The following is a 23,802-nucleotide window of genomic DNA, read 5'->3' as shown; positions in this document are numbered from 1 at the left end:
CAGTTACACGACATTAAGAGCATTGGAGGGAAAGAGGTGGATAACGAAGCCCAGATTGCTCAAGTTGAAAATCAAAATATGAAAGCGTTGTCAATTCAGCGCAACAGACGTTGGGGCTTATGGAAAACATTAAAAAAGGACAAAACGCTGCTATTGATGCTGTTGCCGGCGTTTCTCCTGATCCTTGTGTTCGCTTATTTCCCAATGATCGGGTTGGTGATGGCGTTTAAACAGTTCGACTACCGTTTGGGCATCTTTAACAGTCCCTGGGTGGGACTGGATAACTTTTTGTTCTTTTTTAAATCAGGGCAGGCTCTTCTGGTTACGCGCAACACGGTTTTATATAACCTCGTATTTATGTTCTCGACGATCATTCTCCAGGTCGGATTTGCCATCATTTTGAGCGAAATAGCCGGTAAGCGCTATAAGAAAATGGTACAGTCGGCGATGTTTTTACCGTTCTTTATTTCATGGGTCGTTGTAGCCTCGATCGTTTACAATTTACTGAACTTCGAGCACGGCATCCTGAACGGCATATTGACAGGCATTGGCATGGAACCTGTCAACGTCTACAACACGCCGGAATTATGGAAGTATCTCCTGGTCTTCTTCAACGCCTGGAAAATTGTCGGCTACGGTACGGTCATATATCTCGCGGCAATCGTCGGAATCGATCAGCAAATCTATGAAAGCGCCGAAATCGATGGAGCGAATATCTTTAAGAAGACCTTCCATATTACAATCCCATCCATCTTTCCAACCATAATGATTCTTACCTTGCTTGCCATCGGTCAAATTTTCAGGGGAGATTTCGGGCTGTTCTATAACCTTGTCGGCAATAACGGCGCTTTATTCGATGCAACGGATATCATCGATACGTTCGTATTCCGGGCGCTTGTGAACACGGGGGATATCGGCATGGCATCGGCGGCGGGCTTCTACCAATCCGTTATGTGCTTCATCACGATTCTGATCACGAATTCTATTGTGAAAAAGGCGAACAAGGATTATGCGCTGTTCTAGGAGGCTGCTCATGTGAGAGTGAAGACGAAAGATCAGCTTATCTTCAATGCGGTTGGCTATACCTTAGTCACCATATTCGCAGTGCTTTGCATCATTCCGTTTATTATGGTGATCTCTTCATCGTTAACGAGCGAGCGATACATTCAAACGAACGGGTTTACTCTATTTCCCAGGGATTTCTCCATGGAGGCCTACCGTTTCGTGTTCCAGAATCCATGGATCATTATCCGGGCTTACGGGGTTACTTTGTTCGTCACGATTGCAGGTACGGGACTCGCGGTTTTTCTCAACACCATGACCGGTTATGTCCTTCACCGCAAGGATTTCAAATGGCGTAATTACTTTTCCTTCTACTTCTTCTTCACGATGCTGTTTAATGGCGGACTTGTGCCGTGGTACATTCTCTGCATTAAATATTTGGGCATGAAAAATCAGTTGCTTGCCCTGTTCGTGCCGACATTGATTTCCGTATGGAACATTCTGCTCGTGAAAGGCTTTATGATGAGCGTGCCCCATGAAATCACGGAATCAGCCAAAATGGATGGAGCCGGAGATTTCCGCATATTCATGCAGCTTATCATTCCGTTATCCACACCGGTTATCGTTACAATCGGGTTATTTACATCATTGTTCTATTGGAATGACTGGTTCGCGAGCTTGATCTTCATATCCGACCCGAAGCTCTACACGCTTCAATACCTGCTCTATAATTTGCTGGCCAGCATCGAATCGCTGCGCATGGTCATGGCGGCATCCGGCATGGTGGTTGATTCCTTCCCGACAGAATCCATCAAGATGGCTCTGACGATTATTGTGACGGGACCGATCTTTCTGCTCTATCCCTTTGTTCAGAAATATTTTGTGAAGGGTTTGACCATCGGGGCGGTCAAAGGGTAATACCGGCATTACCATTCATCTATCATGAATCCAATAGGAGGCCGTAAAGATGAAAAGGATTTCAAAGACGCGCAAGACCGTATTGGTGATTATGTTGTTTTTGATTTCTTTAATGACCGCTTGCACTGGCAGCGGCGAAAATTCCGGAAAATCGCCGCCCGCGAACGAGAAATCGGGCAACGGCAATCAACCGGCGGAAGGGGGGCAATCAGCCAGCGGCGTTGATCTTTCGAAGAAAGTCAATTTAAAGATGTATCTGCTGGGCGACAAGCCTGCGGATGGCGATGTCGTCCTGGCGGAATTGAACAAATTGATCCTCCGGGATTTAAATGCTGAGATGACAATCGAATATTTGCCATGGAGCGACTGGCAGCAGAAGTATCCGCTGATACTGGCGTCCGGCGAAAATGTGGATCTGATCTATACGTCGGATTGGGCGCTTTACCAGCAGGAAGCCGCCAAAGGGGCATTCGTAGAAGTAACGGACGATATCCTGAAGAAGTACTTGCCGCTCACGGCGGAGAAACAAGACAAAGTATCGTTGGATCAAGGCAGGCTTAACGGCAAACTGTACTTTGTTCCGCGCAGCAACGCGACATACACCGGAGAATCCGCCGTTCTGATCAGGGGAGATTTGAGGGAAAAATATGGCCTTGCGGAGCTTCAGTCGGTCAATGATTTGGAGAACTACTATAAAGCGGTTGCGGCAAATGAAAAAGGCATATTCCCGCTTGCCAATTCGCTCGACAACGATTCCAAAAGCATAACCTTCGGCCAGGCGCGCAACAATGTGACCGTATATACGACGATGGTCGGGGTTGGAGAGTTTTCCTATTTATACAAAGAAGGCGAGACGTTCTCGGTCGATAAAGTGAGCTACAATTTCTTTCAGCCGGATTATCCGGATTGGGCGAAGAAGATGAAATCCTGGGCAGATTCCGGCTACTGGTCCAAGAACGCGCTCGTCAATAAAACGGAAGCAAGGGATGCTTTTGAAAGCGGTACTTCCGCATCGATGGTATGGAATATCGGCACCCTGGCTGTTTCTGCGGATAAGGTCCTTCAGGAGCATCCGGAATGGAAGCCTGAAATTTATGATGTTACACCCGACTCTATTAAACAATTGGGCTTGTATACGAATGATGGCATGGCGGTTGCCTATACCTCCCAGAATGTCGAACGCAGCTTTATACTGCTCGATAAACTGAAGTTCGACAAAGCCTACAATGAACTCTTTATCTATGGGGTAGAGGGCAAGCACTGGATCGCGGAGGGCGATGACAAGTATAAACCGGGTCCTGATTTTGACAAGTTTAAAGGCGGACAGAACGGGACTTGGGGCGTAAACAATTCGGAAAACCTGCGTACGCTTGTGGGTGAAAATCCCGCAGTCGCGCAAATGCAGGAAGCCTGGGTACCGAAAACCGTCCATCCGGTTACAGAGGGCTTTAAATTCGATCCGGCTAAAGTCAAATCCGAGCTGGCCACCTTCATGTCGCTTGAAGCGAAGTACGGTCCTCTTCTGGATCTCGGTTTGGTCAGCAACGTTGAAGAAACCTTGGCCGAATTCAAAGATCAGGCCATGAAGGCGGGGTTCGAGAAAATCGACCAGGAATTGAAAGCGCAGCTGGATGCTTTCGTGAAATCCAAACAGTAGGGAGAGAACGCAAAATATGCTGACCGAAGAACAATTGGACCAATGGTACGAAGAAGGCTACTGCATCGTCAAAGATGTCATACCGCAGGGGGAGCTCCCGAAATATCGTGAAGCCTTTGAACGCATGGTAACAAAGGTTCGCGCCAATCCCAGCCGGGAGCGTTATAATACGCGTCTTGTCAAGAATATCGACAGGAAGAACCCGAACGCGATCAGTGAATTGGAAAGCTGGGGCTGCGACTTCCTGCTGCACCCCGATCTATACGAGCCCGCATTTACCGATTATCTTAACAATGAGAAGCTGCTCTCCTCTTTGTCCAGCATTCTGGGGAGCGATCTCCGCGTGGAAGGACTGAAGGCGCTTTGGTCCCCTGAGAGAGTGGATTACGATCTCTTCTGGCATCGGGACGGACTCAAGGAGATTTACTCCGAGGACGGCTCCCAGAAGCATCTTCAATTCAATACGGCCTTATACCGCGACGACAGCTTCCGGCTTGTTCCGGGTTCGCATCGCAGACCGCTGACGGATGCGGAGCTTGCGCAGGTGCGAGTAGGCGTTGACGATTTGCCGGGGCAGCTGGTTTGTGTCCTGGAACCCGGCGACGTGCTGTTCATGCATTCGATGGTGCTGCACAGGGGGAAATCGCCGCGCACCGATATGCGCAGAACCTTCCACTATATTCTGGCACGGACGGATCTGCCCATCGGGACTGCGCTGTTAAAGCAGTTCAAAGGCTGGTACGGGGAACTGCGCCTGGACGATCAATTGGCTCCCACGGCCAGGAAGCTCTTCCGCAATTTCCTGAACTGGGAAGGCAGGACGATAAACGACGAATGGTATCCCAACTTGCCCTATAAGGAATAAACATTCGGGAATCGAAGGGAGTTTTCAAACATGCTGGCAGATTCGCAAATCAAGCAATTCTATTCTGAAGGATATACCATTGTGAGGGATGTGATTCCCCAAACGAAGCTTCCCGAATACAGGGAAGCCTACGAACGTATGGTAGAGAAGGTCCGTGCGCACCCCGGCCGTGAGAAGTATAATACCCGCCTCATTCAAGGAAACGATAAAGTATGCTGGGGCTGCGACTTCCTGCTGCACCCCGACTTGTATGAGCCCGCGTTTACGGATTATTTAAACAACAGGAAGCTATTAACCTCTTTAGGCAGTATCCTTGGCGACGATCTTCGCATCAGCGGGCTGAAGGCCATCTGGTCTCCGGTCCGCGCAAACTATGATTTAGGCTGGCATCGCGACGGTCCGAAGGACATCTACTCGGAGGACGGGACACAGGCCTATATTCAATTCAACACCGCTTTGTACCATGATGAAAGTTTTCGTCTTGTGCCCGGGTCGCATCTTCGGCCTTTGACAGAAGAGGAAGATACGAAATACCGCAGCGTAGAGGATATTACGAATCAACTGGTATGCATGCTTGAGCCTGGGGACGCCATGTTTATGCATGCCGCGGTGCTGCACCGGGGAAAAGCGTCCTCCAGCACGAAAAGGCGTACCCTGCATTACATCATAGCAAGCTCGGATTATGAGGTGGGAACGAAACGGCTGAATCAATTCAAAGGATGGTATGATGAAATGAGGCTGGACGAGAAGCTGGAGCCTGCTGCAAAGAAATTATTCGATAATTTCTTTGCATGGCAAGGCAAAACATTCGATGATCATTATTACCCTGGCCTGAATTATAAAAATTAATGGCATGACACTGCAGCTAATGGTCCGATAAGCTAAGAGTAACTTAGCAGCGAGTCTCTACAGGCATAGCCGATAAAAAGTGGCAGTCAGAACGCGAAAAGTTCTGACTGCCACTTTTTTCTGGATGCTTGCCATTCCATTCATCATCAGCCTGGGCCGCAATTTCCCAAAGCAGCCCTCATTACCAACCAATCCGCCACAGCACCAACCAATCCGCTGAAGCCTTGCTGCTGCGGCTTTTTTACGTTTCTTTATGAAGAGCATCCGCCAGTGGCTATCAGCATTTATTCATCCCCTTATCGCGGTTTGAATGCGCGAATCTTCCAAATCGGGCGAAATCATGGATTTGTTCATCACATGGAGAAATGATCAATTGTTACGGGGGCTCTTGAACAGGTAAGATGGCGGTACAAGAAGCGAAGGAGGTTCATGATGGCCAAAGTGCACAATCCATTGGAGCCCGGCTCCACCCGTACGCCGACAGGAAGGTTCAACCTGACCCGGAATCGTTACCTCGTAAATATGCGAAAGTATTGGATGCTCTATGTAATGATACTGCCCGGCGTCATTTACTATCTTGTATTCAAGTATTTACCGCTGGCCGGAAGCGTCATCGCGTTTCAGGACTATCAGATTTTCAAAGGCATGCTGTCAAGCTCATGGGTCGGATTGGACAACTTCAAATTTATTTTCACGTATAGAGACTTTTATCTAGTTATGAGGAATACGGCGACAATCGCCTTTTATCAACTTGTATTCGGTTTCCCGGCTCCGATCATCCTTGCTCTTCTATTTAATGAAGTCAGGGTGATGCTGGCCAAGCGGGTAATGCAAAGTTTATTCTATCTCCCGCACTTTTTATCGTGGGTCGTCGTTGGGGGCATCGTATTCGAATTGCTGTCAAGTCAGGGCGTCCTCAATATGATGCGCGGCTGGTTCGGATTGGATACGATCCTGTTCATGCAGGAGCAGCGATATTTCCGCACCATCGTCGTCATATCCGGCATTTGGAAGGATGTGGGTTGGGGAACGATCATCTACCTGGCTGCCATTGCCGGCATTAATCCGAGCCTGTATGAAGCGGCTGTCATGGACGGAGCAAACCGGTGGAAACAGACGTTCCATATTACGCTGCCTACGATGTTCCCAACCATACTGGTGCTGTTCCTGCTGAATATCGGCAATTTCCTGGAGCTTGGATTTGATCAGATCTATAATTTATTGACGCCGATGACATATTCGGTCGGAGATATTATCGAGACGTATGTATACCGGGCAGGGGTGCTGCAGGGGCAGTATAGCGTAACGACAGCAATCGGATTATTCCAGTCGGGGATTGGCTTCATTCTCTTGTGGATATTTAACCGGATGGCCCGAAAAACAGAACAGGGGTTGTGGTGATGAAACGGACTAAAGGAGATCAACTATTCCAATTAATCAACTATGCATTTCTGATCGCAGCCGCGGCGACGATGCTGCTGCCGCTTATTCAACTGCTGGCCGTATCCTTCAGTTCGCCAATCGCGGCGGATTCCAAGCTGGTGTTCCTGTTTCCCGTTGAATTCACGACGGCATCCTGGTCGCACATTTTGCAGAACAAGGGGCTGTGGACGTCGTTTGGCATCACCGTGTATATTACGGTGGCGGGTACTTTACTGAGCATGCTGTTCTCGGTGCTGACGGCGTATCCGCTGTCGCATCGGCAATTTCTCTTGCGCAAGCCGATCATGCTCGGCATTATCATTACGATGATCTTCAATGCGCCAATGATCCCGTTCTTTCTGACGGTGCGCGAGCTGGGCCTGATGAACTCGTTGTGGTCGCTCATTTTGCCCGGGGTGATCGGCACGTTCAATATGATCATTATCCGTACCTTCTTTATGGGCATCCCAAAAGAGCTTGATGATTCTGCACGAATCGATGGCTGCAATGAGGCCGGTCTGTTAATCCGGATTTATTTGCCGCTCTCGAAGCCGGTGATGGCGACCGTAAGCCTGTTTTATGCGGTTGGTTATTGGAATACCTTTCAACGGGCGGTGCTGTTCATTCGCGATCCGGAGAAATGGCCGCTGCAAACGAAGCTTCGCGCTTATCTGACTTCGCCGGAGGAGCTGGCGGCAGTCAATCTGGTTCTGGGTGATTACGATTTCAATACGACAACCTTGAAAGCGGCTACAATCTTGTTCGCCACCATACCAATTGTTCTCGTATACCCTTATTTGCAGAAATATTTCGTAAAAGGGTCTATGCTTGGGTCCTTGAAAGAGTAGCTCGGGGAGGTTATGAAGCCGGTTCGCCGGCTTGATATATAGATTTTATAAATGTATAAGGGAGGCTGAAATCATGATGAAGCATGTATTTGAAAGGTCGGTCAAAGGGTCCGTTTTGGCGTCGCTGCTTGTAATTTCGCTCGTTGCCGGCTGCTCTAACAGCGGAGAAAAGCCGGCAGTTTCGGGAGGGAATGAGGAGAAGGACAAGCCTGTTACAGTGAAGGTATTCAAAAGCCATATGGGCGTAGGGACCATTCCCGACAGTAATAATGAGCATGTGAAATATGTGGAAGAGAAGACGGGCGTCGTATATGAGCTGATCACGACGGCCCCGGGCTCGGAGCCGACAGAATTTCTGAATCTGATGATTGCGTCCGATGATCTGCCTGACATTCTGCGCCCGATTGGGGGTGTGGAGCAGACGCTGATCAAGCAAGGCGGTGCTTTGCCGCTCGATGATCTGCTGCCTAAGTACGCGCCTAATGTTTGGAAGAACATTCCGGAAGAAGCATGGGATATCGTACGGTCGGCTTCCCCGGACGGCCACATCTATTACGTGCCCAAGGTGTTCCTTGTTCCCGAGCGGGCGCCGATGATTCGTCAGGATTGGCTTGATAAGGTAGGAATGTCTTTGCCGAAAACAACAGAGGAGTATAAGGAAGTACTGCGGGCATTCCGGGATAAGGACCCGAACGGCAATGGTAAAGCGGATGAGCTGCCTACCACGGGCCGCGAGTTCGGCAAGTGGATGGACCATCTGTTCGGCATTTATGGTGTCGCGATGTGGGAAGGCGTTCCGGAATGGGATGTCTATGAAGGGGAAATTCAATACGCGGGCGTTACGAAAAATATGAAGGCTGCTATCGCTTATATTCGTGAGCTTTACGAAGAGAAGCTGTTGGACAATGAGACGTTCCTGAACAAAGGCGATGTTTGGCAGGCCAAAATCAACAATAATCTGGTTGGAAGCTGGTATCATCTTCCCGCCAACCTCCGGGATCGTTATACTGCGATGCTCAAGGGTGCGCCGGATGCTTATGTCGTCGGCATGCCGATGCCGAAGGCAGAAGGGTTTGAAGGATTCGTTACGCAGAAGAGCATGGGTGAGCCGGAGTGGATGATCCCGACTGTCGCAAAGGAGAAAGCGGAATATTCCCTTAAGCTGCTCGATTTCTTCTATGATCAAGCCAATGATGAATTCATTCGCTTTGGCATCGAGGGGCAGCAGCATGAAGTCGTAAATGGCAAGAAGGTTGTACTTCCGCCAGAGGACAGCCGTCCGATCGCCCTTGGGATGCGCAATCTGACGACGAAAGAGGATATGGACATCCGGATTAAGGAGACGATTCCGGAAGACATGCAGAAGATGGTTCAGGATATCTTCACTGTCAGCACGGCTGACGCGCACCGGATCGCAGGCGACGGATTGCCGAATACGGTGTACGAAGGCTTCCCGGATATTCAATCACACAAGCTGTTCCAGGAGTATCTGACGAAGATCGTTATTGGAGAATGGCCGCTGGAGAAATTTGACGAGTTCGTGGACCGCTGGAATAAAGCTGGAGGAGATACGGTTACCAAGCGGGCCCAGGAATGGTATGCCAAAGTGAAGAAATAAGCGGTCTGCGGCAATGCCTCAATCTGGCCAGACCTGCAGCTGTCTGCATGACAGCATCAATGCCTGAAAGGATGGGTTCAGTTGAAAAAACGATACGCAATCTGCGGAGTGAGCGGACGTGCGCTGGGCATGTTCGCCAAGCCTATCCTCACCTCCTTCGCTGGAAGCTGTGAGCTTATCGGTCTGCTCGACCGCGATCCGATGCGTTTTGAGCTTTACCGTTCGAGATTCCCGGAGCATGCCGGCATCAGCACGTACGGCGAAGGTGAGTTCGACCGGATGGTAGAGGAGACGAAGCCGGATGTGATCATTGTCGCCGGCCGTGACGACACGCATGCACAGTACCTGATAGCCGCCCTTGAGCGTGATCTGGATGTCATTACAGAGAAACCGATGGTGACAACAGGAGCGGACAGCAGGCGCGTCATGGAGGCGGAGCAAGCGAGCAAGGGCTCTGTTATTGTGACATTCAATTATCGTTATGCCCCGATTCATATGAAGATCAAGCAGATTGTGCAGGAGGGGAAGCTTGGCAGAATTACGTCGGTTGACTTGAACTGGTATCTGGATACGTATCACGGCTCCAGCTACTTCAAAAGGTGGAACAGGGACCGTCGGCTGTCCGGCGGATTATCCGTCCACAAGAGCACGCATCATTTTGATCTGGTCAACTGGTGGATTAATCAGAAGCCGGTTGAGGTGTTCGCCTTTGGCGCTTTGAATTATTACGGCGCTGATGGAGAGGCGAATCCGAAGAAGGAAGATGGCCGGTTCTGCAGTACCTGCGCGCATACCGAGGATTGCTCGTATTACTCGCGCTGGAATGCCCGCAGCCGGAATCTTAAAGTGCCGGATGATCATCTGGGATCTCTCGATGCAGGGAAGTCCCCGGCATTTCCCTATTCCGATTACCGTCCTGACCGATGCATTTTCGATTCGGATATCCAGATTGAAGATACGTATACCGCGACCGTGAAATACAGCGGCGGCGCGCTCCTCAGTTACTCGGTTAATTTCTCGCTGCCTTATGAGGGATACCGGCTTGCCATCAACGGGACGAAAGGGAGAATCGAGACGGTGGAATATCATATGCCTGGCAGAACCCCCTTCCCTACGCCTGTGCAGACGATCGACTACTTTCCATTGTTCGGCTCGAAGGAAACGATTCATGTCGTACATCGGGAAGGCGGGCATGGAGGGGGAGATCCGCTGCTGCTTGAAGACTTGTTCATGGGCGAGGATCGCAGACGGCCGTACCGCATCTTGTCGGGCGCGGTGGATGGCGCTTATTCGGTGGCGACGGGCGAAGCGGTATGGCGCTCGGTGAAGGAGCATCGTCTGGTCACGATCGAGGAGGTGCTGGGCAGCGGTACCGGCAGCGGCGGAGCGCAGGAGCAAAGCGAAAGCCTAAGCGGCGAGAGAGGCGGTATATTGTGACATCTAATCTAAGCGGGTATTTTGATTCGATTGAAAGTATAGCCGCACAGACGGATGGCGGCAGCATACCGCATGTGCTTAAGATCATCGCGCAGCGCTATGTCGGTGACAATCCGCCGCATGAACCGGTATACCGGGTAACGCGGACCAGCGATGTCCGCAAGGGAGCGGATCATTTGTATGAATTTCCGTGCCGCATGTTTTCGGGCATGGGAGAAGGTATGCGGGTATATGCCTGGGCAAGGCTGTGGATCGATCAACCGCAGGAATTCATCTTCCATCTTCGCTGCTTCGGGCAGGTGAAGCTGTATCACAATGGGGTTCAGCGTTTCGGATCTTCCTCGGAGGAGGAGGAGCTCTCCGGAGTGGAGCCAGCCTCGGAGGCGCTGCCCCTGAAGCTGAAGGTAAATCTGGCGCAGGGATGGAATCACTTCGTTCTGGAGCTGGCAAAGGGCCGGGAAGGGAACTGCGGAGCCGCCTTCGGGACAGGCAGCCGCAAGAATAAACCTTTTCACTTCCTGGCTCCCTCCGTTGAGCGGGAAGGAGAGGAAGGCTGGATCTATACGCTTCCGTTGGCCCAGCGGATGGATCACATCCCGGGTACGAATCAGACGGAAGCCGCCACCGGAGCGGAATGGCTTCCTGCCCGATCAGAGGGGACTGGGCATCTGGATCTTATATATGGCATGCATTCGGGCTGTTCCTCCTTTGCATGGACGACGATTGTCAACCGCTCCGCTTCGAATAAGAGCGTTATGCTCACTGGAACTGCCTATGGTCCTGTACGGTTCATATGGCAGGGGAAGCTGCTGTATGAAGCTCGGGAGCCGGGTGACTTCTCCTTCGCCCTCGACGCAGCCCCGGGGCGGGGCGACCTGATTGCTCATTGTTATTGTGAACTTCAAGGATGGGGCTTCCGGCTTCGGGACCTTGCTGGTACGGAGGTTGAACTTGCTGCCGGGCGGCGCGTGCATGGCTACAAAGGTCAGTGGCTGCATCTGGGCCCGCTCCCGGCGGAAGCGAATATCGATCCGGACGATTATCCGGACCTCGATAAGGTGGCGGCCGATCGGCACAACAACGTCTTCTGGATGACGGATCAGCCGGGGGCGCATGTGCGTCCATTTCTCGAAAATGAGCTGTACGGCCGTTGGAATTATCCGCTTGGGGTCACGCTGTCCGGACTGCTGGGGACGAGCCGGCTGCTGAAGCGCGAAGATTTGGCAAATTACGTCGCAGACCATGTCGAATTCGCGACCTCGACTTATGCATACTCGCTGTGGGACCGCGGGCGCTTCGGAGCAGCGGGCTTGAACAATCAGCTGTCGCATATCGACAGCCTCGACGACTGCGGCTCCTTCGGGACGCTTACCATTATGGCTGAACGGCTCCGTCCGCTTGAAGGAGCGCGTGCGGTGGCTGACGATATTGCTCACTATATCATGAACGTACAGGATCGCATGGAGGACGGAGCGCTGTACCGCAAGGTCGGCGTCTCGCCAAGCATGCATAACACGATGTGGTGCGACGATATGTACATGAGCGTTCCCTTCCTGTGCAGGTATTCCTGGCTTACCGGCGATCCGCGTTACATGGACGAAGCTGCAAGGCAGCTTCTGCTCTATAAGAAGTATTTGTATATGGCTGAGCAGCAGATTATGTCTCATGTGTATGATGTGCGCAATGGAAAGCCATCGCGTACGGCTTGGGGCAGGGGCAATGGCTGGGTGTTTTTCTCACTGGCCGTATTGCTCGAATTACTGCCGAAGACGCATGCGAGCCATCCGTCTATACTGGCTTTCTATCGGGAGTTGGCGGAAGGGTACCGCAGACTGCAGGGCAAGCATGGTCTGTGGCATCAAGTATTGACCGATCCGGAGTCGTACGAGGAAGCCTCATGCTCCTCGATGTTCATATACGGCTTCGCGCTTGGCGTTCGCAGCAGCTGGCTGGAGAACCCGGATCCTTATGTCCGGGCGGCGCTGGATGGGTGGCAGGGATTATGCGAGCGGGCTATCGACAAACGGGGAAATCTGTACGGCGTATGCAAAGGCTCCAGCTGGTCATACTCTCATGCTTACTATAAGCATGATCTGGGCTGGAATTTAAACGATACGCACGGTATCGGCATCGTGCTGCTTGCAGGTATTGAAACTCAGCTGATGAAAGAAGGGCTGATAGAGAAAACATAAGCTGAACAGGAGAACAGGCGTCGTATTTTACGAGGGCAGGATCACCACGATATAATGGAAGGATCCTCGGTATAAGGTGGAATTTACCATGACACAGTCTATCAAGAAATGGTTGAAATACAATCTGGCTCACACCCAAGTCAGACTCGTGCTTATTTTGACCGTTTCAGTCTTTCTCATTATTCTGGCTGTAAGTCTGACCTCGTACTATACGTCGAAGTCGGTGATGCAAGAAGAGCTGGGCGAATTGCAGCGTCAGATGCTGAAGCTCGAAATGAACGTGATCGACGAATTGGTTAGCGAAAGCGACAAGGTCGCGATTCAAGTCGCCTTGAATGATAATGTCTACCAATTTTTGACCAACAAAGTACAGAGCTCTTATATGAATATTACGGGGACATATCAGTTTCTGTCGACATTAATCAGCAACTCCAAGTATATCAAAAGTATCTATGTCTATGATCTGAACCGGGAAAGCTTCCTGGCAATACCGCAAGGCTTCAGCTCCAGCAAGCTGACCTTCACCGATTCCGACTGGACCAGTGTCGTTTCCGAATTCGGTGAAAGGACTACGCTCATTAAGAAACGGATGGTGCCTGAAGGGGCAGGGGCCAAGGGATCGAGCGTTACGCTGTTTCGCAAGATTATGATTCAAGGAGAGTTCAAGGGAATCGTCGCCGTCAATCTTAAAACCGAGGAACTGTTCGCCAAGCTGAATCCGCCAATTATGAACAATTTGAACCGGATGCGCTATATTATTGACGAGCATGACGAGCTGCTTTACTCCGTCTCGAACTATGACTTCGATCAGGCTTCGGTGAGTCATGCGATGGATACGCTGGGGAAGGACGACGGAGCGGATATCACGATCCAGAACCGCCAGCTGCTCATTAACCAGCTCGCCTCGCCTGTAACGGGATGGAGGTATGTGTCCATTATTGAGCAGGATAGTCTGCTGGCCAAGTCCAAACGGGTGGCCAAGGTGGTTCTGCTGGTGTCTATTGCGGCTCTCGTGCTGGGCGGGGCTACGATATTCTATATTAATGCGGCGGCTTTCCGCCCTGTCCGCCGGCTGAAGCAGTTGTTCAGCAAATATGACCGCAAGACCAACGGCCTCGATGGCATCAATCTGGAGAGGCTTGCCGGGGAACTGCTCACCAATCAAGTTCATCTGTCACAGCTTGTCCGGGAGTCGATGTCCGAGGTTGCATCCAAGCTGCTCACTGATATTTATTCCGGCAATCTGAGCGGGAAGCGGGATATTGAAGAGAAATGGAGACGTTACTTCGGAGAATGGTCGGCAGCGCCGGTCACGGTGGCCGTTCTGTCGATCGACCGGTACGAGGAATGGTCCCGGACCTTCAGCGGCAGCGATCATTCTCTGTTGAAATTCGCGATGGCCAATATTGTGGCAGAGCTGTTCGAGCCGCAATGGCGAATTGTATGCGCCGATTTCGGGAAGGACAAGACGGCCATTCTGCTGCAGCCGCGTATAGAAGGGCTGCGATGCGAGAGAATGCTCGCGGAATCGCTGGAGGTCGTGTCGCGCCTGTTGAAATTCAGCGTATCGGCGGGGATCGGCAACCCGCAGACGGAAATTGCAAGACTGAAGCAAGTGATGCTGGAAGCGGAGAATGCGCTCACATACCGGCTCTACCAAGGCTACGGACAGGTGATCACGTTCCAAGAGGTGTCCGGACATGAAGTGATTGAGCCGCCTCAGTATGAAAGCGCTCTTAACGAGCTGATTGGCGCCATAGAAGCGGGCAATGAGCCGGAGTCCCTGGAGGCACTCGGACGATTATTCGATAATATCCGCAGTCAATACGGGTATCCGTCGGCGGCTGTATCTTTCCTGGAGTCCGTCGCCGAGAGAATCGAACAGATCGTTCCTGCCGCCGCAAACGGCGCATTGTGCCAAAACGATTTCCGGTTTGACACGCTTGATTTGGAGGATAGCAAAGGTGTGCTGGAGAGCCGCGTTATCCTGCTGGCACAACGATTCTGCCGGCTGGCCCAGAGCAAGGATTTCATCATGTGCCAACGCATGATTGATTTTTTGAAGCTGCATCTTAACCAGCCGATTGGCATACCCGAAATATCTGAATCGATTGGCATCAGCAGCAGCCTTGCCAGCCAGTTGTTCAAACAGGAAACAGGCGAGACGATCTATAACTATTTGACACGGCTCCGCATAGATCGGGCCAGCGAGCTGCTGCTGAAGACGGGCGACCGCATTTCGGATATCGCGCTGATGGTCGGTTATCAGCATGAGAATAGCTTTATTCGCAGTTTCCGCAAAATAAAAGATATTACCCCGGGCAAATACCGGGACATGATGAGAACCCGGTTGGAATTCCCGCTTGAATAAGTATAGTTCAGGCGGCTCCGGGTTCAAGCAGACAGGAGGATCCAATGGACAGACGACAGATCGTGGAACGCCATCAACCGGAGCTGAATAAATGGGACCCTGTGTCCCCGTTTTCCGTAGGCAACGGAGAGTTTGCCTTCAGTGCCGATATTACCGGCCTGCAGACATTTCCGGATCAATATGAGGTGCCGCTTGGCACGCAGTCCAATTGGGGATGGCATTATACAGGCGGTCCCGGACGCTTCACCTGGCGCGATGCCGCATACCAAAGCTACGATACGTACGGCAGGCCGGTCGGGTATGCGATGAAGCCAGGCGACAAAGTAGAGGCTTACCACTGGCTTCGTCAGAACCCGCATCGCCTTCAGCTTGGCCGCATTTCGTTCCGTTTCCTGAGTGAATCGGGTGATGATGCGCAAGCGGAGGATATAACGAATATCCGCCAAACAATGAATCTATGGTCAGGTATGCTGACAAGTGAATTTGCCGTACAAGATGTGCCGGTTCATGTCATGACGGCTTGCCATCCGGCAATTGACGCCATAGGCGTGAGAGTCGTTTCTCCCTTAATCGGGCAGGGAAGGCTGCAGGTGTTCATTCGTTTTCCGGCACCGGATATGACGTCTGCCACATGGGCCAAGGCCGTCTTCCCGGATCTGGGCAATGATGACAGGCATCGGACGGAGCTGGGCGATTCGGGCGCTAACGGGGCAAGAATCGTCAGAAGCATGGACGAGGACCGTTACGAGCTCTGCTGGTCCTGGAACGCCGGGAGTCTGGAGCGGACCGGCGTGCATGAGTTCACGCTGCTGCCGGAGGCTCGCGGTGAATCACTGGAATTTTCGGTCGGCTTCGCCCAGGAGTCCGCTCAGACGGCGGATGTCGAGGCTATCGAGGCCGCAAGCGTGCGTCACTGGGAGTCGTTCTGGATGAGCGGCGCGGCAATCGACTTCTCCGGAAGCGCTGATCCCAGAGCCTACGAGCTGGAGAGACGTGTCGTACTGTCCCAATTCTTGCTGGCCATACATAGCGGCGGGTCGCTGCCTCCCCAAGAGACGGGCCTGATGTATAACAGTTGGTTTGGCAAATCCCATCTGGAGATGCATTGGTGGCATGCGGCGCATTTCCCCTTGTGGGGGAGAGAAAACTATCTGCTGAGCAGTATGGATTGGTATGAACAGATCTTGCCGGTGGCGCGTGAATTGGCGCAGTCTCAAGGTTATGCGGGGGCGCGCTGGCCGAAGATGGTCGGCTTCGACGGCGAGCCTTGTCCGTCGCCGGTGGCGAACGGCCTGATCTGGCAGCAGCCGCATCCGATGGCGCTCGCTGAGCTGTGCTATCTGGCTGATCCGTCGAGCGAGACTCTTGTGAGGTTCCGCAACATCGTGTTCGAAGCGGCTGACTTCATGGTATCATTCGCTCACTGGAATGAAGAGATGCGGGTCTATGATCTGGGACCGCCCCTTATTCCGGCCCAGGAATGTCATCCTTTGGAAGGCAGCAAAAACCCTCCTTTCGAGCTGGAATATTGGAAGTATGGCTTGGAAATTGCGATTCGCTGGGCGCAGCGCATGGAGCAGACGATCAACCCGCTATGGGAAAAAGTAGCCGGATCGTTAGCCGAGCCTCCGCAGGCGGAGGGTGTATATCTTGCCCATGAGCTCTGCCCGGAGACCTTTCTGACGAAAAACCGCGACCATCCGTCCATGCTGGGGGCATTGGGCATTCTGCCGGGCACGTTAATCGACCGAAAGGTCATGCTGGACACGCTGCTGAAGGTGAAGGAAGTTTGGATTTGGGAGTCGGCATGGGGCTGGGATTTCCCGATGTGCGCCATGACGGCGGCAAGACTCGGTGAGCCGGATCTCGCGGTGGATTTCCTGCTGATGGATGCATCCAAGAATACGTATTTAACCAACGGGCATAATTATCAGCGCCCTGGCTTGTCCGCTTATCTGCCGGGCAACGGCGGTCTGCTGGCTGCGGTTGCGATGATGGCTTCTGGCTGGAGGGATGGCGAAGGCGGAGAATCGGCGGCGGAGCCAGCTGTCCGCAATCCCGGTTTCCCGCAGGATGGAAGCTGGTCGGTGAAATGGGAAGGGCTGAAGCCCTGGCTGTAGAGATTTCTAAAGTTCACATAGGAGGCGGGAGCATGTCTGCAAAAGGAACGGTATGGCCCTCGGAGCGCAAGACGGAGAGCGATCGGCTGACAGGGCTTGAAGTGACGCAATTGACCCATTATAAAGCGCATAGCCATCATTTATATTTTACCGAAAACGGTTGGTATGACGGAGAACAGCGGCTTCTGATGATCTCGGATAGAGGGAATAGCACGAATTTGTACAGCCTGCATGTGGAAAGCGGATTGATCACACAGCTGACGGATTATAAGGATGTTGATAAATTGGATGCTTGCCTGTTGCCGGATGGAAGCTCGGCGTTTGTCAAGATTGGCCGGCGCCTTATCCGTCTGGATCTGAATTCGCTTGAAGAGAAGCTGTGCTACGAAGCGCCGGAGGGCTATCATTTGGGCAATGCGAACGCGACCGCTGACGGGCGGTTCGTGATAACCTGCGTGCAGGAGGATCTGTCCCACCGGATTCGGCTTGATCTGGGTAACGGTTATGTCGGCCACAGGGAGCTGATGGAGGCTGCACCCCACAGCATGATCGTCCGTATCGATGCTCAGGCGGGCGGAGGAGAAAAAATATATGAAGAAAACCAGTTCATTACCCACATCAATACATCGCCGAAGGAGCCATGGCTGATGACCTTCTGTCATGAGGGCCCATGGCATCTGGTCGATCATCGAATTTGGGGGCTCGACCTGCGCACCGGCGGGGTTTGGAAAATCAGGGAGCGGCTGGAGAGCAGTGAGAAGGTCGGGCATGAATTTTTCTACCCGGACGGAGTGACGATTGGCTATCACGGATTCCGAGCGAACGGCACCAACTTTTTCGGCAGCATCCGTTATGACAATACGGGCGTGGAAGAGACGGAGTTCGGCTTCGATACCTGGCATGGATATGCGGATGGTTTGGGCCAGGTGGTCGTGGACGGCAAGGGAGCGGTCAAGACGCTGAGTCTTTGGCGCAAAATCGACGGTGTGTACGATGGTCCGCGCATCCTGTGCGAGCTGCGCTGCAGCTTTCACTCACAGAAGGTGCATGCCCACCCGCGCTTTAACGCGGACGGGAAGCGTCTGCTGTTTACAAGCGATAAGAACGGCTATGGAAATCTGTATATAGTGGAAATTCCAGAAGATTTCACTTCTTTGCCGCTAATGGCAACGTAACGAAGGAGGAGCAGGCAGATGAACAAATCGGAAACGCAAATTCCTGGTGCCCAGCGCATATCCGTTAGGGTTGCGGGAACAATCCTCTCCCGCTGCAAGGACGGCTATCACCCGAATATTGCCAACAAGTGGGGGTATGTGGCCGGAATGGCGCTGACGGCGATCAGCCAGCTTGCCGATTGGACGGGAGAACCCGAATACCAGGCGACCGTGAAGCGGCATATGGACGTCTTCATCCGGGAGGACGGTTCCATCCGCGGCTATACGCTGGAGGAATATAATCTTGACCATATCAACAAAGGAAAAAACCTATTGAGGTTATGGAGAGAGACTGGTGAATCCAAGTATGAGCAGGCGGCCAGGCATTTAATCGCCCAATTGACCGGCCAGCCCCGTACGGAGGAAGGCGGATACTGGCACAAGAAAATATACCCTTGTCAAATGTGGCTGGATGGCCTGTACATGTCTTCTCCGTTCATGGCCGAATTCGCCCGGACCTTTGGCGAAAGCGTCTGGTTCGATGAAGCTGCGCATCAACTGCTGCTGATCGAAAAGCGCACGCGCGACCCGCAAACGGGATTGCTGCATCATGCCTGGGATGAGAGCAGGGAGCAGCGATGGTGCGATGGCAGCACAGGCCGCTCACGGCATGTCTGGGGACGGGCGATGGGCTGGTATGCAATGGCGCTCGCGGACTCGCTCGAGCATTTTCCCGTTCATCATCCGAAGCGCGGACAGCTGATGGGGATTTTTGAACGGATGGCGAATGCTGTGCTTCGGGTGCAGGATCAAGAAAGCGGGGTATGGTATCAGCTAATGGACTGCAATGGCCGCCGGGAGAACTATTTGGAAGCGTCCGGCTCCTGCATGCTGGCGTATGCCCTGGCCAAGAGCATCCGGCTCGGCTATTTGGCCGAGATAGACAGACAGGCCGTAGAGAACGCCTATAATGGCATTCTTGACCGCTTCGTAACCGAGGACGAGCAAGGCGTCCATCTCCATTGCATCTGTAACGGCGCTGGCTTGGGCGGACGCAAATACCGCGATGGCTCCTACGCCTATTACATGAGCGAGAAGGTTGTCAGCGATGTGCTGATGGGCGTTGCTCCGCTGCTGCTTGCAAGCATCGAGCTGGAACGGCTGCGCGAGCAGACTGGCGAACTGGCGGATTCAGGCGGTAATTAGATGGACGTTAAGATGGAAAGTGAATGAAGGAGAGGTGATCCGGATGCAGGTGCAAGAAGACAACCGAAGCCCGGATAAGCTCGTATTGAGTTATCCGGCCTCATGGTGGAGGAATATGTGGCGCGAAGCGCTTCCCTCTGGCAATGGCGTTATTGGCGCATCCGTATTCGGCGGCGTTCAGGAGGAGACGGTAATTCTTAATCATGCCCGCCTCTGGCACTGGGGGAGCAAGGATGAGCTGCCGGATGTAAGCGGCACACTCGCTCAGACCCGCAGGCTGATGGATGAAGAGCAGTATGCCGAGGCAAGCTGGCAGCTCGCGAATGCATTAAAGGAACGCGGTTACGCGACGAAGCTCGCCTCCAGATTTCCGCTGGCGGCGATAAAGCTTGTCATGCCCTGCGCCAGCGCCTTTCGCGGGTACAGCCGGACGCTTGACATGGACAGCGGAGAGATAACGGTTGGCTGGTCGGACGGACCGGGCTCGTTCAAGCGGAGGCTGTTCGTCTCGCGTGCCGACGATACGGTTGTCTACGAGCTCGAAGGGGACGAGAAATCCCGTGTGTCCGGGGAGATCGGTCTTATTCTTCACCCGAGCGACCGCTGGGCGGATACGCCGGAATTCAAGGAGCTCGAACATTCAATTGAGGCCGGAGCCAGCGGCGCTTATGCTTGGTTCGCCGGAACAAATGACGATGGGACGGATTTCGGAGCGGTCATGCGGGTCATTCCGGAGGGAGGCCGCATCGAAGCGGAGGGGAGCGTTATCCGATTCGAAGGGGCAACGCGAATGCTGGTGCTGGTGAAGCTGTTCGTCCTGGGCGCGCGGTCCGGGGATTGGGAACGGCTGAAGCAGGAATTGGCCGAGCTTATTGTTGATGCCTCTTACAATAAGCTGCTCAAGCGTCATCTCGCCCTGCACCGGCCGTTGTACCGCTCAGTCTCGCTGGAATTGGAGGATGCGGATAATGATCCGCGAACCAATGAGCGGCTGCTGCTGGATGCATATGAGGGGGAGGCGCCGCCTGCGCTTGTGCGTAAAATGTGGGCATATGGCCGTTATTTGTTCATGAGCGGTACTGCAGCTGCGGAAGATGCGGAGCCTTTCGGGTTGTATGGGCTGTGGGGTGGCGATTACAGGCTGGTATGGAGCCACAACATGGCCAATGAGAACATTCAGATGATGTACTGGCATGCGCATGTTGGCGGTCTGGGCGAATTGGTAACTCCGTTATTCCGTTACTATGAGGGATTGATGGATGTTTTTCGTGAAAATGCGCGAAAGCTGTACGGCTGTCGGGGCATCTATATTCCGGCAGGCTCTACGCCGGGCATTGGCGTTCCGAATCAGATCGTGCCCGTTATTCTAAATTGGACCGGTGCGGCCGGGTGGCTGTCCCGCCACTACTATGAACATTTCCGTTATACCGGCGATCTGCAATTTCTGCGGGAGACGGCCCTGCCGTTCATGCTCGAGGCGCTGCGGTTTTACGAGGACTTCCTGGTTACGGATGCGAATGGGGTTTACAAGATGTATCCCTCCGTTTCGCCTGAGAATACGCCTCTCAACTACATGCCGTCGGATGGCAAACCGCTTGCGCATCCTATGCCTACGGCGATCAATGCGACGATGGATATTGCCATTCTGAAAGAGCTTCTGAAGAGTTTAATAGAAGCGAATCAGAAAGCGGGCAGCGAAGATCCCGAGGCGGAGAAGGAATGGAACCGCATGCTGACGCATTTGCCGGCGTATAAGCTGAATAAGGACGGCGCAATCAGTGAATGGATTCATCCTGCTTTCGAGGATCGATACGCACACCGTCATCTCTCTCATCTGTACCCTGTATTCCCGGGGCAGGAAGTGACGAGAGAGAGCGATCCGAACATGTTCGGTGCATTCGAAACGGCGGTGCACAGGCGAGAGATGGGTGCACAAAGCGGCTGGTCGCTTGCCCATATGGCAGCTCTGTATGCGCGGCTGGGCGATGGAGACGCCTCTTTGAATTGTCTGGATATTCTCTCCAGATCGAGTCTGCTGCCGAATCTGTTTACGCTCCATAATGACTGGCGGGGAATGGGCGTCTCCTTGCAGATGCCCGCGGCTCCGGTGCAATTGGACGCTAATATGGGCTGGGTCAACGCCGTTCAGGAGCAGCTGCTTCAGGTATCGGCCAATCTGGTTAAATTGCTGCCTGCGCTGCCGGGTCGTTGGAAGAGGGGGAGTCTGGCCGATTGGAGGTTCCATACGGGCAAAGTGTCGTTATCTTGGAACAGGGATACAGGTTCGTTCCGAGCGCAATTGACGGCAGATAGGGATACCGACACGATCGTCAAGCTGCCTGATTGGGTGGGAGCATGCAGCATAGCCGGCGGAGAGGTTCAGCCTTCGCCGCTTGGCCGCGCGTACTACACACTGCGAATAAAGAGCGGTGCGCCGCCGGTCGTCTTCGAGTCATGTGGATAATCATCGTTTCCAAAGAGGGGAAGGAGCAGCGTGCTGTTCCTTCCCCTCTTTGCCGTTGCAGATGTAAGAGGCGCATACCGGTGGGCTTTTCCTCGGCGAGAACCGGAGGAAAAGCCTTTTTGCGATAATGCGGACTGGCGGATTACCGGCTGCAGACCCACCGGGCTCCGTTAAGCACAAGCCGCCGATAGGACGCGGGCTTGAACGAGGGAGCGTGATGCCCCGGCTGTAGATAGACGACTTTGCCAAGCCCGTAGGCATGCTCCCATCCCGCGGGATATCGTTTGCCTTCGAATTCGTATTCCAGGAAAACCTCTCGTTTGGAGAAGGAGTCAAACTCGAACATATATGGCTCCTCATCCAGACTGAACCCATCGACTCCCTCGAGCAAAGGATGTCCGGCAAGGGGATGATATCGGAGAGGCTGGTAGGGCGGATGCCCGGTGAAACGGGCGCCGACCAGTTGACCAAGCTCATGGCTGCTTTGCAGCGAAATGCCGTTGTGCAGAACAAGCAGTCCTCCGCCGCCCGCAACGTAACGAAGCAGACCCGCCGTCTGTTCCGGCTTCAATGTGCGCTCCCAGCAGTCCGTGTACGAGATGCATATAGGGTACTCCGTCTGGTCCAGCCGGCTGAGAGCGTCGTAGTTTTCCGTAGCAGTCAAGTCAAATGCGGGGTCAAGGATGACCTGCAGCTCCGCACGCGCCGGCTCCAGCGGATGCCAGGGGGCTGCGGTGAAGTCACCTAGAAGCAGCGCCCGTATGGGATCGTTCATTGTCATCTCTCCTCTCTTTACCAGGGCAGTTCCTTGCCTGTATCCGCTTCCAGGTACAAGGGCAAATCATGCAGCTCGCTGCCGCGCGCTTCGATTCGTCCCAGGATATGGGCTGCCGCCTCTTCGGGCGTATGCGTGCCCGCATCGTTCCAGCTGCCGCTCATGAACGTTTTCACCCAGCCGGGGTGGAGCAGCAGCACGCGTCCGCCATTCTTGCGAATCCGGTTATGGATGATGGTCGAGCCCATATTGAGCGCGGCTTTGGACATGCAATAGCCGAACCAGGCCTCGCGATAGCTGTTCCCGATGCTTCCGGCCTCGGAAGTAATATTCACGATCAGCTTGCCGCCGTTCATGATGGGTTCAAGCAGGGCATTGGCCATGCGGATCGCGCCGAGCGCCGATACGTTGTACACCTGCTGCATGTCATCAAAATCGAGGTCATCCGCTACGGTTTTGCCCGTGTCCCCGAGCAGGGCGGCGTTATTGATCAGCATGTCGAGGGCAGGCGTAAGACCGCGAATCCGTTCCGCGGCTTCTCTCACGCTGGCGTCGCTTCCTACGTCCAGTCGGAAAGAATGCAGCCGATCCGGGAAATGCTCTGTCAGCTGCAGGAGCTCAGGATTCGGGTCGGCAATGCCGCCCGCATAAACGGTGCAGCCGGCTTGCAGCAGAGCCTTCACCAATTCGAGCCCGATCCCGCGGTCGGTACCCGTGATGCAAACATTCTGTGGCATAAGAATCTTCCTCCATTTTGTGGAATTTGTTTCAGGGAAATATCGCGTAGTGGATACCGGTGACTTAATTTCATTATAGGGAAAAGCAGGGCATATGCCTATGAAAATCGCTTGAATCGCGCAAGACAGATTCAGATGAGAAGACTGCTCTAGCCAGGTCGTTTCTT

Annotated in this window: 17 protein-coding genes; 15 read left to right on the top strand and 2 right to left on the bottom strand. The window is 53.2% G+C overall.

Going from position 1 to position 23,802, the window contains the following annotated elements; translation table 11 throughout:
- The first annotated feature begins 36 nt into the window (after positions 1-36).
- From ACFOLF_RS37930 to ACFOLF_RS37860, 15 genes are all read left to right on the top strand, one after another.
- Positions 37-1,023, top strand: coding sequence for an ABC transporter permease (locus ACFOLF_RS37930; protein WP_379113659.1), 987 nt, complete (start codon positions 37-39; stop codon positions 1,021-1,023).
- 12 nt (positions 1,024-1,035) lie between these two features.
- Positions 1,036-1,920: a carbohydrate ABC transporter permease gene (locus ACFOLF_RS37925; RefSeq protein ID WP_379113657.1), complete on the top strand. Its 885-nt coding sequence runs from the start codon at positions 1,036-1,038 to the stop codon at positions 1,918-1,920.
- Between the two features lie 49 nt (positions 1,921-1,969).
- Complete coding sequence (locus ACFOLF_RS37920; RefSeq protein WP_210045913.1) at positions 1,970-3,577, top strand: DUF3502 domain-containing protein; 1,608 nt, start codon at positions 1,970-1,972, stop codon at positions 3,575-3,577.
- A 16-nt stretch (positions 3,578-3,593) separates the two neighbouring features.
- Positions 3,594-4,442: a phytanoyl-CoA dioxygenase family protein gene (locus ACFOLF_RS37915; protein WP_210045912.1), complete on the top strand. Its 849-nt coding sequence runs from the start codon at positions 3,594-3,596 to the stop codon at positions 4,440-4,442.
- A gap of 30 nt (positions 4,443-4,472) precedes the next feature.
- On the top strand, positions 4,473-5,291 hold the full coding sequence (locus ACFOLF_RS37910) for a phytanoyl-CoA dioxygenase family protein (RefSeq protein ID WP_210045911.1): 819 nt from the start codon (positions 4,473-4,475) through the stop codon (positions 5,289-5,291).
- Between the two features lie 522 nt (positions 5,292-5,813).
- On the top strand, positions 5,814-6,692 hold the full coding sequence (locus ACFOLF_RS37905) for an ABC transporter permease (RefSeq protein WP_379113669.1): 879 nt from the start codon (positions 5,814-5,816) through the stop codon (positions 6,690-6,692).
- Positions 6,692-7,561 (top strand): carbohydrate ABC transporter permease, encoded by an 870-nt coding sequence (locus ACFOLF_RS37900; RefSeq protein ID WP_210045910.1) that lies wholly within the window; start codon positions 6,692-6,694, stop codon positions 7,559-7,561. The genes ACFOLF_RS37905 and ACFOLF_RS37900 overlap by 1 nt, the downstream gene beginning before the upstream one ends.
- A 76-nt stretch (positions 7,562-7,637) precedes the next feature.
- Positions 7,638-9,179, top strand: a complete 1,542-nt coding sequence (locus tag ACFOLF_RS37895) for an extracellular solute-binding protein (protein WP_379113667.1) — start codon at positions 7,638-7,640, stop codon at positions 9,177-9,179.
- A gap of 81 nt (positions 9,180-9,260) precedes the next feature.
- Positions 9,261-10,616 (top strand): Gfo/Idh/MocA family protein, encoded by a 1,356-nt coding sequence (locus tag ACFOLF_RS37890; protein ID WP_210045908.1) that lies wholly within the window; start codon positions 9,261-9,263, stop codon positions 10,614-10,616.
- A complete protein-coding gene (locus tag ACFOLF_RS37885; protein WP_210045946.1) occupies positions 10,613-12,808 on the top strand; it encodes a glycoside hydrolase family 88/105 protein in 2,196 nt (731 codons plus the stop codon). The genes ACFOLF_RS37890 and ACFOLF_RS37885 overlap by 4 nt, the downstream gene beginning before the upstream one ends.
- Before the next feature lie 88 nt (positions 12,809-12,896).
- On the top strand, positions 12,897-15,179 hold the full coding sequence (locus ACFOLF_RS37880; protein ID WP_210045907.1) for an AraC family transcriptional regulator: 2,283 nt from the start codon (positions 12,897-12,899) through the stop codon (positions 15,177-15,179).
- Between the two features lie 44 nt (positions 15,180-15,223).
- Positions 15,224-17,299 (top strand): glycoside hydrolase family 65, encoded by a 2,076-nt coding sequence (locus ACFOLF_RS37875; RefSeq protein ID WP_210045906.1) that lies wholly within the window; start codon positions 15,224-15,226, stop codon positions 17,297-17,299.
- A 32-nt stretch (positions 17,300-17,331) separates the two neighbouring features.
- Complete coding sequence (locus tag ACFOLF_RS37870; RefSeq protein WP_210045905.1) at positions 17,332-18,474, top strand: oligogalacturonate lyase family protein; 1,143 nt, start codon at positions 17,332-17,334, stop codon at positions 18,472-18,474.
- Between the two features lie 18 nt (positions 18,475-18,492).
- Positions 18,493-19,659: a glycoside hydrolase family 88/105 protein gene (locus tag ACFOLF_RS37865; RefSeq protein ID WP_210045904.1), complete on the top strand. Its 1,167-nt coding sequence runs from the start codon at positions 18,493-18,495 to the stop codon at positions 19,657-19,659.
- A gap of 43 nt (positions 19,660-19,702) precedes the next feature.
- Positions 19,703-22,123 (top strand): glycosyl hydrolase family 95 catalytic domain-containing protein, encoded by a 2,421-nt coding sequence (locus ACFOLF_RS37860; protein ID WP_210045903.1) that lies wholly within the window; start codon positions 19,703-19,705, stop codon positions 22,121-22,123.
- 142 nt (positions 22,124-22,265) lie between these two features.
- Here ACFOLF_RS37860 and ACFOLF_RS37855 read toward each other — a convergent pair whose 3' ends face one another.
- Both ACFOLF_RS37855 and ACFOLF_RS37850 read right to left on the bottom strand, forming a co-directional pair.
- Positions 22,266-22,898 carry a ThuA domain-containing protein gene (locus ACFOLF_RS37855; RefSeq protein ID WP_210045902.1) on the bottom strand — a complete coding sequence of 211 codons (633 nt, stop codon included), beginning with the start codon at positions 22,896-22,898 and terminating at the stop codon, positions 22,266-22,268.
- 17 nt (positions 22,899-22,915) lie between these two features.
- Entirely contained in the window at positions 22,916-23,635 is a 720-nt protein-coding gene (locus ACFOLF_RS37850) for an SDR family NAD(P)-dependent oxidoreductase (protein WP_379113655.1), read from the bottom strand.
- Positions 23,636-23,802 lie beyond the last annotated feature (167 nt).

Origin of the sequence: Paenibacillus sepulcri, from assembly GCF_042647105.1 — a bacterium.
Lineage (GTDB): Bacteria > Bacillota > Bacilli > Paenibacillales > Paenibacillaceae > Paenibacillus_Z > Paenibacillus_Z sepulcri.
Note: the sequence above shows the minus strand (reverse complement) of the source record. Positions and strands in the feature narration are given on the sequence as shown.